The following is an 11,912-nucleotide window of genomic DNA, read 5'->3' as shown; positions in this document are numbered from 1 at the left end:
GATCAAACTCTCCAAGAAAGAGTTGATTAGCTCTTGTGTACATAATGTACATTGTTGATTCCGAAGAATCTTTTTTAAACGTTGACGTTTTATTGTTCGTTCAGTTTTCAAAGAGCAATTTCAGCCGCTTCATTAGCGACTTTCTTATCATATCAGTTATTATCATGTGTGTCAACAACTTTTTTTCTTAGCTGTTAACGACTCCTGAATAACGACTGCTAAAATATAATAACATCATACACCCAAATAGGTCAATAGGATTCTAATATTTTTTTGAAAAAATATTTCAAAAAAAGTATTGAGCTCTGATTTAGGAACTTTAATTACCTTATTATAATTATATTATCGCTGCAAGAGATAGCATATAAGGTTTAATAATCTATATACCCTTATTAATGAATTTTCAAACCTCTTCATCATCCAATTTCCTTACTACTTAAATTCTATATCCCAAAAATATGTTGCTTATAATATCTCCGTCACCTGCATCATTGTTCATTAAACAAGCACTCCAGCAGATTGGTGCCGCACAAGAAAAACGCACCAGTATTTTTGAAGACATACGCCATATACCTTTCTTTTATTCCTTCATACATGTTTAGACAAACAAAATGGCCAGCTTCCACCAGGGAAGCTGACCACTTTCTTCTATTATATATTATTTTTCGATCTTAATGATTTCTTTATCATTGAGATCCACATTGCCAGGTTTATTGATAACCACTTTTTCTCCTGACTGCAGATTAGTAAATACAATCGGGGTCATGATAGAAGGAGCATTTTGTTTAATATACTCAAGATCTACCTGCAGCAGCTGCTGACCTGCTTTAATAGCGTCTCCTTCTTTAACAAATGTTTCAAAGCCTTGTCCTTTTAACTTAACCGTATCAATGCCGACGTGGATTAGAATCTCTCTTCCACTGTCTGACAATATGCCAATTGCATGTTTAGTCGGGAATAAATTAACGACCTTTCCATCTACCGGCGAAACGATTTTCCCATCTGAAGGGACAATTGCAAATCCATCACCCATCATTTTTCCAGAGAATACAGCATCCGGAACTTCTGTTATTGGTTTGATTTCACCTTTAATCGGTGATACAAAAGAATCTTCTTTATGTTCTGTTTGTAATGCCTCTGGGTTCACTTCTTCAATTTGCTGCTCCACTCCACCTTCAGGAGCCTTTTCAACAGCACGCGGTCTTTTACCGTTCATAATATCTTTGATTTGACCTTTTATTGTTTCAGAACGCGGGCCAAAGATAGCTTGAATATTATTTCCAACTTCGAGTACACCTGAAGCACCAAGCTTTTTAAGGCGGTTTTTATCAACGGATCCGATGTCATTTACCGATACACGGAGACGAGTGATACAAGCATCTAAATGCGAGATATTTTCTTTGCCACCCATTGCTTCTAAAACATCATACGGAAGATCTCCGCCTTTTCCTGAACCAGCTGCTTCTTCCTCTTCATCCTCAACCAATTCACGGCCAGGTGTTTTCAGATTAAACTTGCGAATCGCAAATCTGAATCCGAAATAGTAAATAACAGCAAACACTAACCCAACCGGGATTACGATCCACGCATTTGTCTGCGGATTAATTAAACCGAACAGGATATAGTCAATGAGACCGCCTGAGAATGTCATACCGATTTTTACATCCAATAAATGCATGGTCATAAAAGAAAGTCCAGCAAAGACTGCATGGATTGCAAATAGAACTGGTGCAACGAATAGGAATGAGAACTCAAGTGGTTCTGTGATACCCGTTAAGAAAGAAGTAAGCGCCGCAGAAGCCATTAAGCCCCCAACAAGTACTTTTTTCTCTGGACGTGCTTCGTGATAAATCGCTAAAGCTGCTGCTGGAAGACCAAACATCATGAACGGGAATTTACCAGTCATAAACGTTCCAGCTGTTAGGTTTTGTACATTATCAGTGATCTGAGCCATGAAGATACGCTGATCTCCTCGGACTACTTCACCAGCATTTGTTAAGTATTCACCAAATTCATACCAGAATGGAGAATAGAATATGTGGTGCAATCCAAAAGGAATAAGAGAACGTTCAATCAAACCAAACACGAAAGCAGAAATCGTTAAATTGGCATGAACCATATTTTGCGAAAATGCATTTAATGCGTCTTGAATTGGAGGCCAGATAAATAGCATCACAACCCCAAGTATGACAGATGCTCCTGCAGTTACAATCGGAACGAACCGTTTACCAGCGAAAAATCCTAAGTAAGAAGGAAGCTCGATTTCAAAAAATTTATTATAAAGAGTAGCTGCAATGATCCCGACAATAATACCGCCAAACACACCTGTTTGCAGCGTTGGAATCCCTAGTACGTTTGCATAATTCAATCCATTGACATCTTCAGCAGCAATCCCTGCTGCTGTTCCCATTGTCACATTCATAATTAAGTATCCGATGATCGCCGCTAATCCTGCTACACCTTCACCGCCAGCAAGTCCCACAGCAACACCGACGGCAAACAGCACCGGCAAGTTGGCAAAAACAATATCTCCGGCTTTTTGCATCACCGATGCGATTAATTCAACCGTACTATTATCAAGAAACGGTGCCAATTCTAATAAGGTTGGGTTATTTAAAGCAGAACCCAGTGCAAGTAAAATACCGGCTGCCGGCAAGAGTGCAACTGGAAGCATTAATGCCTTCCCTACCTTTTGCAGGACACCGAAAACCTTTTTAAACATGTGTAAACCCTCCAAACAATATTTTTTAGCTCATTAAGCGTTTTCAATAAGAGTTAAAATACCGATAACAACAAAAAAGGCATGAGGAAAAAGGGATTATAATTGGATTCTATAGGGTAGGTTACCCTAAAAAACCCAAATCAATCATCCTTCTTCACTCATGCCTGATCGAATCAGTAACACGTGTAGAACGCATAATTTCATTAGTCATTTAATTTTATTTTGCAGCCTTTGCAAATGCATCGTCAAGTAAACTGCTTCTGCACTAAAGACAGGCTTTTTCAATTGCTGCTGCATAATCTTAATGAGCTTCCACGAAAGATTGTAACACACAGGATATTCTTCTTTCAAGAGGGAAGATATTTTTATCGGCTCTTCCACTTTTTCCCCTGTGTTAACCCTTTCAATTGTAAATCTGATATGGCGGACAAGACGCATATAATCAATACTATCCTTATCAATTTTAATATCGAGCTGGTCTTCAATCATATTTACAATATGGCTTACAAGCTGTGAATGCTGATTAACCTCTGATAAATCCTTATTAAGCATGGCACTATGAATATGCAGGGCCACAAAACCTATTTCACCCTCTGGCAGGTGAATATCTGTTTTACGCTCAATGATCGCCACAACTTCCCTTGCTATATCATACTCAAAAGGGTAAAGCGTTTTCGTTTCAATCAGAAACGGGTTCTTCATTTCCATTCCATTTGCCAGCCGGGAAACGGCAAACATCAGATGGTCTGTCAGCGCAACATGAATATGTTCATTTAGAGCGTTTTTGGTGCGCTTCTTAATATAGTCAATCGAAGAAATAATAGCTTGATGAAGTTCATCCTCAACAAATGGCAATAGCTTGATATAGTTCTCTTTTTCTTTTTCATTTTTTAAGATAAATAATTTCTCTATCGCTTCTTCTGATATGATATCATCTTTATTTCGATTAAAACCAACACCCTTGCCAATAATGACAACTTCTCCGAAATCATCATGCGTGCCTATAATTACATTATTATTTAAAGCTTTTTTTATTCGATAATTATTCATACGCTCTCTCCGTCCAGCATTATGTACTTTATGTTATAAGAGCATGAATATGAAGTCAATCGTAATTTAATAGTCAATCAATTAAAAAAAGAGACCCGCCATTTCACGACAGGTCTCCAGCTATTATTATTTTAAGAAAATAAAATAGAGAACAAATACAACGAATAAGAAGTACATGATTGGATGGATTTCTTTTATCTTACCTTTTACAATCATCGTAATCGGATAGAAGATGAACCCGATCGCAATACCAGTTGCAATACTATATGTTAAAGGCATTGCCAAAATCGTTAAAAACGCAGGAACTGCAATTTCAAATTTCGTCCAATCAATCTTTCCTAACGAAGCTACCATAAGTACTCCAACAATAATTAAGGCAGGTGCTGTTACGGCAGAAGTAACCACCGATAAAAGCGGTGAGAAGAACAGTGCAATTAAAAATAACACACCTGTAACGACAGCAGCTAAACCAGTTCTAGCTCCAGCTGCAACACCAGCAGTTGATTCAATATATGAAGTAGTCGTTGATGTTCCAAGCACTGCTCCAGCAACCGTTGCTGTCGAATCAGCAAGAAGCGCTTTTCCTGCACGAGGAAGTTTGTTATCCTTCATTAATCCCGCTTGGTTGGCTACCCCAACTAATGTACCTGCGGTGTCAAAGAAATCAACAAACAAGAACGTCAAGATCACAACCAGCATTTGTGTTGAAAAGAATGAACTATCACCAAAAGCACTAAAAGCAGCTCCGAATGTTGGGCTAACGTCAGGAATGCTGCCAACAATTGCATCAGGTTTCCCAACCAATCCAAAAATCATCCCAGCGACCGCAGTGATCACCATTCCGATAAAGATTCCGCCTTTAACTCCTCTTGTCATTAATATAACCGTAATCAAAATTCCAAAAATAGCCAAAAGGACATTGCCATCACTTAAATCACCAAAACCTAATAAAACAGCATCATCATTCACAATAATATTTGCATTTTGTGCACCAACAAAGGTAATAAACAAACCGATACCTGCAGAAACTGCATATTTAAGCTCAGCAGGAATGGCATTGATGATTTTTTCCCGAATACCTGATAGAGATAATACAATAAATATCAGACCAGAGATCATTACTCCGCCTAATGCATGCTCCCAAGGAATCCCCATTGTCAGGACAACTGTATAAGCAAAGAATGCATTTAATCCCATACCTGGCGCAAGCGCAACTGGATATCTGGCAAGAAGCCCCATTATTAATGATCCAATTGCTGCAGCAAGTGCAGTTGCTACAAAGACAGCTCCTTGGTCCATTCTCATTGACTCAGGCAGATCTGGCACATCTCCCAGTGATAATGTAAATGGGTTTACCGCTAAAATATAAGCCATTGATAAGAACGTAGTCAGACCGCCAAGAATTTCACGGCGATAATTTGTTCCAAGCTCTTCGAACTGGAAATACTTCTTCATTGTTTCTCCTCCTATGAATCTCTTTTTTAAAAATAAAAAAGCTCCGGCAAGCAACCGGAGCTAAGACTTTAAGGCGAGATTATGAAAGCTGCGGGATAAAAAGAATAAAGAATAATAGCTGATCATACCCGAAACTGTGCATAACACTTACCTCGTAGTCCAGCTATTTACGGCAGCTTGGTAGAAACTCTTGGGCCATATTCCCAAAATTATACGACGTATTACGACAAATATTTAATTCTTTTTTATTTTAGCAGTATAGGACTTTTGAGTCAATAAAAAAAAACGAACATTTTCATGTTCGTTTTTTAAAACGTTCGTATTTTGCAGTTATTCCCACTCAATCGTCGCAGGCGGCTTACTAGTGATATCATATACAACACGGTTAATATGATTTACCTCGTTCACAATTCTTGTTGAGATCAGTTCTAGCACATCCCACGGAATACGGGCCCAGTCAGATGTCATGCCATCAATGGATGTAACAGCACGAATTCCAATTGTATAATCGTACGTTCTTGCATCTCCCATTACTCCAACACTGCGAATATCCGGAAGCACAGTGAAGTATTGCCAAATATCACGATCCAGTCCAGCTTTTTTAATTTCTTCTCTTAAGATCGCATCTGATTCTCTTACGATTTCAAGCTTTTCTTCAGAAATTTCACCTAGAACACGGATTCCCAGACCTGGTCCTGGGAACGGCTGTCTCCAAACCACTTCATCTGAAATGCCAAGCTCAGTACCCAGTGCACGTACTTCATCTTTAAACAGCGTGTTTAAAGGTTCAATTAATTTGAACTGCATGTCTTCTGGCAGACCGCCCACATTGTGGTGAGACTTAATCGTTTGCGCAGTAGCTGTGCCGCTTTCAATAATATCTGTATATAACGTCCCTTGAGCTAAAAATTCAATTCCTTCAAGCTTAACTGCTTCATCATCAAATACATAAATGAATTCGTTGCCGATGATTTTACGTTTTTGCTCCGGATCGCTGACACCTTTCAACTTGCTTAAGAAACGTTCTTTCGCATCAACCTTAATAACATTCATGTTGAAGCCATCTGCAAAAGTCTTCATTACACTATCCGCCTCGCCTTTGCGAAGAAGACCATGATCAACAAAGATACATGTCAGCTGATCACCAATTGCCTTATGAATAAGAACGGCAACAACGGATGAATCTACTCCGCCGCTTAGTGCGCAGAGCACTTTTTTATCGCCAACAGCTTGACGAATTTTCTCCATCTCAATTTCAATGAAATTCTCCATGGACCAGTCGCCAGTACAGTCGCAAACATTAAAGACAAAATTCTTCAGCATATCATTTCCGTGTACAGAATGGCGAACCTCTGGGTGGAATTGTACGGCATATAATCCTTTTTCTTCATTGCTCATTGCTGCAATTGGACAAGATGGATTTGTGCCGTCAACAGTAAACCCTGGTGGAGCTTCTACAACAAGATCTCCATGGCTCATCCAAACTACTTGTTCACTTGGCAGGTCAGCAAATAGCTTTGATTCATTTTGTACATTTAAGACAGCTTTTCCATACTCACGATGCTTTGCTTGTTCAACTTTACCGCCAAAGTGCATAGTCATCAGCTGCATACCATAGCAAATACCAAAGATCGGTAAACCAAGATCAAAAATACGTTCATCACAGCGGAAAGACCCTTCGCCATACACACTGTTTGGACCGCCGGAAAAGATGATGCCCTTTGGATTAATTTTTTGAATTTCCTCAGCTGTAATCGTGTGAGGATGCAATTCACTATATACACCTAATTCTCTAATACGGCGTGTAATGAGCTGGTTATATTGACTGCCAAAATCCAGCACAATGATCATTTCTTGGTTTTGCAATTCTGTTTTTCCCGTCACGCTGTTCACCTCTTCAAGTAGTATTAAGACCTATATGGTTGTTCATTGGTTCAATTTATAGCACCAAACATTGTTCGATAAAAAGAAAAAACCGCAATTCTGCTCTTCAAAAAAACTGAAGGCAGAATTCCGGCTTTATATGCTAAAGAGAATTACTGCCTTCATAGTCAGATCATTTACGGCGATCCGGTAGAGACTTTCGAACCATATTATCGAGGATATATGAAGGGTTGCTATATTTAATTTTGAACTAATGTTATTAAATCATTTTTTCACTTAACCTATTTTAACAACAGGTTATTTTTACGGTCAAGCTATTGTCTTTTTAATTAAATTTTCCCACAATTCCTTCGTCTTTTTGAAACTATCTTCATCAAGCTTGCCTCTGTATAATAAAAGCTCATAATTAGACGTAAGCTCACCCATTTCATTGGAAGAAAAAAATTGATCAATATATGCAGCATAGTCTCTTAAAGTCTGCCCTTCCTTACGCTTTAGGCCATAGCGTTCCAGTTCTTTAAGAAGGATAAAATAAGCCTCTGTAAAATCTTGATTGCTGCTGTTGTTTTTCATTTTCCAGACATAATAACGAGGAAGCCAGCGTCCTCTTTTCAGATAGAGAACCCATCCTACGGCGGCAGCGATTAGTACCCCCAGAATAATCCATAAAGTATTTCTGTCGACAAAGCTTTTAAATGAATTCCACATAGTTGTCATAGAAAACCCTTCTGAATTCGATGCTGTTTCTGTCACATCCTCCTCAAGCTCAGGAGTTTCAGGCTGCTCTGGAGTCTCAGTCTGCTGTGCAGGTGTATCTGTTTCAGTATCGAAGTTGTACTGTATATTATTAGTGAAGCCTTGTGTAGGCTCAAATGGCACCCATCCAACCTCAGGGAAGAAGATTTCCACCCAGGAATGGGCATTATTATTTGTCACTTCATATACACTTCTCCCGCTCCCTGATCCTTCTATATAGTCTCCTTCTGTAAAACCCTTCACCCAGCGGGCAGGCATGTCAAGGGATCTTGCAAGCACGACCATAGCAGTTGAGAAGTTATCACAATATCCAATTTTCGTATCAAATAAGAATTGATCAACATAATCTTCATCTTCGCCAGGAACTGCCACATTTTGCTGGTCATAGGTAAAGCCAGAGCTATTAAAATAGGACTCCAGTTCACGAGCCATATCAAACCAATTGTTCTCATCCTCTGTAATCTCAACAGCTAGATCTCGGACTCGCTGCGGCAGACTTTCCGGCAACTGTGTGTATCTTTCAACCATCTCAGCGGGGAGCTCTGTTTCCCTATTTGATGACTGAAGTGTTGTCACACTATATTGAGAGGATTGATATGTGACCTCATATTCCGCTGCTGGTGTACTTCTGCCTGTTTGATTTTGGGTGCTGATTTTTTCAATTTCTGAATCAAGTGAATAGGTCAGCTCAGGATTCGTTGTAATCGTTTGAACACCTAGCGGGTAAGCAATATGATCATAATTCATAACATTTAAAACAGAGCTGGTTCTTTGTGTCTTTTCAGATGTCACATCTTCTGTAAGCTCTGGAATAGGCACAATCTCATCTGCCCCAAAGAACACTTCACCTTCATCATCTTCCGACCTTATCCAGCCTTTTCCAGTATAAATATCCTTCGTTTCAATCTTCCAATAATGACGTGATTGCGTTTCCGTTCTCATCACTAGTGTGTCATCACCAATAAAAGGCCCGCCTAGCTGAGAATCATTTTCTCCATATCCAATCTTTTTAATTCCAGGACCAGGACCTCCGCTATCCTCACTGTACGATTGAATAAACGGGACAGGATCCGGCCAAATAGGATCAGCCTTTGGTGCAGCTAGTCCAACCCCAACACTTAGAGCGATCATAATGGCAAGCGGGAGCATCCATTTGCGCGAGAAATGAAGAGAGGCTTTTACCCCTTCCTTTTCCAGGTATCGATAGTAGGTTAAGATCCCCATGGCAGCGAAGCCTAAAATGATGGTTCGAACGATCGCCATATCCGCTTCATACGGTGTAAACGTATCTAAAACAGTGATATAGATCATCGTCATAAAGAAGAAAATAAAGATTTGCCTTCTGTTCATCAGCCAATAATGAACCAGATAGGTCATCAGCCACAAAAGCACAAAAAATAACAGACTGCGAAAATGATTTGTAAGACTTGGCCAATCCCGATTGAGGATCGTCTCAGAATTAGCAAAGATATCCTCCAGAAACGAACCTGCCCATGAAAGCGACAGAAACGAACCTTCTCCATATAAAAAGTGAAGGACATATAAAATAAATACGATCTTAACAATACCGCTCAATATAATGGGTGTACCTAAGTAGGCTAATAGTAACGATACTCCTGCAAACATTATAAATAGCCATATATTTGAGGTGTCTGTCAGCTGTTCAACAGGTCTTAACCATTCCCACAGCAGAAAAAATCCAATTGCGTATAAGATCAGTGTCGTTAAATCTCTTCTCACATCACGTATTTTCAAGCTTTTCTCACCTCCGAAAAAGCCTCGGAGAAGTTGCCGTCATGAATCATCACAACACGAATACCTCTCGCCGTGCTTTCAGACTTCAAAGCAAGCTCCAATTCTGTCGAAGAATCATTTTTTCCTTTTATTAAAAAAATCGTTACGATTCCTTTGCGGGAAGAGAAGTAACCAGCTTTCTCAATTAATGCCTTTGTTAACTCCCCTGTCACAAGCATTAAATTGAAGTTTTGCTGCGCGAGAAATTTTTCAGTTTCCAATACACGATCAAACGACACAGCGCTCTCGTCTCTCACTTTCGCAAGGTGATAAAAGAGCTGCTGCTGCTGCGTTTCCCCTCCGCGAATCGGAAAAGCAGCCCGATCAGCCGAAGAAGTCAAAAAGCCAACTTGAGCACCTTTGCGCAAAATGGCTCTCATAATAGAGGCCGAAAACGATACAATCGCTTCAAAGGAACGATGCGGCGAACAGTCCATCATAATATAAACATCATGAGATTGGCGCTGCTCAAATTCCTTTGTCATAATATCATTGCGCTTTGCCGTCGCCTTCCAATTTATCCAGGAAAAACGATCACCCGGCTGATATTCTCTAATGCCAATCGCCATCGATGTATCTCTTTGAACTCGCTCTCTTGAAGCAGTCATTCCTTGATCGTAATGATTTTCAAAAGGTTTATAAATTAATTCTTCATAAGATGGATAAACAACAAATCTCGCTTCTGTTTTTACAACGATCTCTTTTTCAATTAAACCGAGCGGATCCCCCGTTTTCAACCGAATAGCAGGAATAATATGCTCGCCCCTCGGCAGACTCTCAAGCACATATTCATAGGATAATCTTTTTTGAAAGCCAGGGAACATGAGCGTTTTTGATTTATTGACCATTCCAAACTGATTTATTTTTTCATCAATACAATCTTCAACCACAAGAAAGAAGAGCGGAAACTGATTAGATCTTTCAAGCTCAATTGATACCTTCAACTGTTCACCTGCATTAAACTCGTGTTTCGATAATGAACGCACAGCTTCAATCCGCTGAAATGGATAGAAAACGAGGAATAGCCCATATAAGGCAAAAGGCAGGAAGCTGTAAAATAAAAACCAGCTGACAAACCCGCCTTGAAACATGGCATATGAAAATGTAAGGATGATCAAGAAAAAGAGCACAACTAATTTCCAAACACCCTTTAATACTTTAAGAGATTGCTTCATTTATTTCACAGCCCTTTGAACTGGAACGGGAGTCCTGGCAAGAATTCGATCTATGACATCCCCCGATGTTATCCCTTCAAATTTCGCTTCAGATTTAAGTATTAATCGATGCTCAAATACAGCTGGAGCTAAATATTGAATATCGTCCGGCAGCACAAAATCTCTTCCATTTAAGAAGGCATACGCCTGAGCAGCCTTCATTAATGCGATGGATCCGCGGGGGCTTACCCCCAGATAAACATTTCCATGACTTCTGGTTCGTTCAGCAATTTCAACGATATATCTTTTAATCGTTTCATCTACATGCACTTCTTTCACCTGCATTTGCAAATCCTTTAGCTCCGCCAAATCAATTGCCGGCTCTAATTCTTCAAGTGGTGAAAGCCTTTGAACACTATTCAGCACCTCAAGCTCTTCGGCTGCATCAGGGTATCCCATTTTCATTTTTAATAAAAAACGGTCCAGCTGTGCTTCTGGAAGCGGATAGGTTCCTTCATATTCAATTGGATTCTGTGTAGCCATAACAAAGAAAGGTTTCTCTAAACGATGTGTAACACCATCAATCGTGACACTGCCTTCCTCCAAACCTTCCAGCAATGCGGATTGTGTTTTGGGAGAAGTACGGTTAATTTCATCAGCCAAAATAATATTCCCCATAATTGGGCCTGGACGGAATTGAAATTCCATTTCTTTTGGATTATAAATAGAAACACCTGTCACATCAGACGGAAGAAGGTCTGGTGTAAATTGAATTCTGCGAAATTGCGCTCCTACTGATTTCGCCAGCGTTCTAACCATCATGGTCTTCCCCACACCTGGAACATCCTCGAGCAATACATGACCTTCCGCCAGCAGTGCAACAAGACTAAGCTCTGCAACCTGACGTTTCCCAATAATAACCTTCTCTATATTCTTGAGCACCCGCTCAATGGCTGGATGCATATAATCTTTCCCCATAATTACCTCCTAGTTCCTCACCTGCAGCAAGGAAATTTGTCGAAATTAATCTGCTATCTAATAAATTCTACCTAAATGAACAAAGTCCTGTTTTAAATTCAAAACGTTGTGAATAATCA

Annotated in this window: 7 protein-coding genes and 2 riboswitches; all 7 genes read right to left on the bottom strand. The window is 39.6% G+C overall.

Features of this window, described 5'->3' with window-relative positions; genetic code table 11:
* Positions 1-658: 658 nt before the first annotated feature.
* On the bottom strand, positions 659-2,722 hold the full coding sequence (ptsG, locus tag F7732_RS20150) for a glucose-specific PTS transporter subunit IIBC (protein WP_151575856.1): 2,064 nt from the start codon (positions 2,720-2,722) through the stop codon (positions 659-661).
* A 207-nt stretch (positions 2,723-2,929) separates the two neighbouring features.
* Positions 2,930-3,772, bottom strand: a complete 843-nt coding sequence (gene glcT, locus F7732_RS20145) for a glucose PTS transporter transcription antiterminator GlcT (RefSeq protein WP_151575855.1) — start codon at positions 3,770-3,772, stop codon at positions 2,930-2,932.
* A 126-nt stretch (positions 3,773-3,898) separates the two neighbouring features.
* Entirely contained in the window at positions 3,899-5,227 is a 1,329-nt protein-coding gene (locus F7732_RS20140) for an NCS2 family permease (RefSeq protein WP_151575854.1), read from the bottom strand.
* Between the two features lie 135 nt (positions 5,228-5,362).
* Positions 5,363-5,464, bottom strand: a riboswitch (purine riboswitch).
* 93 nt (positions 5,465-5,557) lie between these two features.
* On the bottom strand, positions 5,558-7,078 hold the full coding sequence (guaA, locus tag F7732_RS20135; RefSeq protein WP_192913065.1) for a glutamine-hydrolyzing GMP synthase: 1,521 nt from the start codon (positions 7,076-7,078) through the stop codon (positions 5,558-5,560).
* Positions 7,079-7,255: 177 nt separating this feature from the next.
* Positions 7,256-7,357: riboswitch (purine riboswitch) on the bottom strand.
* A 63-nt stretch (positions 7,358-7,420) separates the two neighbouring features.
* Complete coding sequence (locus tag F7732_RS20130; RefSeq protein WP_151575852.1) at positions 7,421-9,622, bottom strand: transglutaminaseTgpA domain-containing protein; 2,202 nt, start codon at positions 9,620-9,622, stop codon at positions 7,421-7,423.
* Positions 9,619-10,836 carry a DUF58 domain-containing protein gene (locus F7732_RS20125; RefSeq protein WP_151575851.1) on the bottom strand — a complete coding sequence of 406 codons (1,218 nt, stop codon included), beginning with the start codon at positions 10,834-10,836 and terminating at the stop codon, positions 9,619-9,621. Before F7732_RS20125 ends, F7732_RS20130 begins: the two co-directional genes overlap by 4 nt.
* A complete protein-coding gene (locus F7732_RS20120) occupies positions 10,837-11,793 on the bottom strand; it encodes an AAA family ATPase (RefSeq protein WP_151575850.1) in 957 nt (318 codons plus the stop codon).
* Positions 11,794-11,912 lie beyond the last annotated feature (119 nt).

The organism is Bacillus mesophilum, assembly GCF_008923265.1.
Lineage (GTDB): Bacteria > Bacillota > Bacilli > Bacillales > Cytobacillaceae > Cytobacillus > Cytobacillus mesophilum.
The sequence above is the reverse complement of the archived record's forward strand: the minus strand, read 5'-3'. Positions and strand labels throughout refer to the sequence as shown.

Coding starts and splice junctions, on each gene's coding strand:
- F7732_RS20140 (WP_151575854.1), bottom strand. CDS start 5,227: ATGAAGAAGTATTTCCAGTTCGAAGAGCTTGGAACAAATTATCGCCGT.
- guaA (WP_192913065.1), bottom strand. CDS start 7,078: ATGATCATTGTGCTGGATTTTGGCAGTCAATATAACCAGCTCATTACA.
- ptsG (WP_151575856.1), bottom strand. CDS start 2,722: ATGTTTAAAAAGGTTTTCGGTGTCCTGCAAAAGGTAGGGAAGGCATTA.
- F7732_RS20120 (WP_151575850.1), bottom strand. CDS start 11,793: ATGGGGAAAGATTATATGCATCCAGCCATTGAGCGGGTGCTCAAGAAT.
- F7732_RS20125 (WP_151575851.1), bottom strand. CDS start 10,836: ATGAAGCAATCTCTTAAAGTATTAAAGGGTGTTTGGAAATTAGTTGTG.
- glcT (WP_151575855.1), bottom strand. CDS start 3,772: ATGAATAATTATCGAATAAAAAAAGCTTTAAATAATAATGTAATTATA.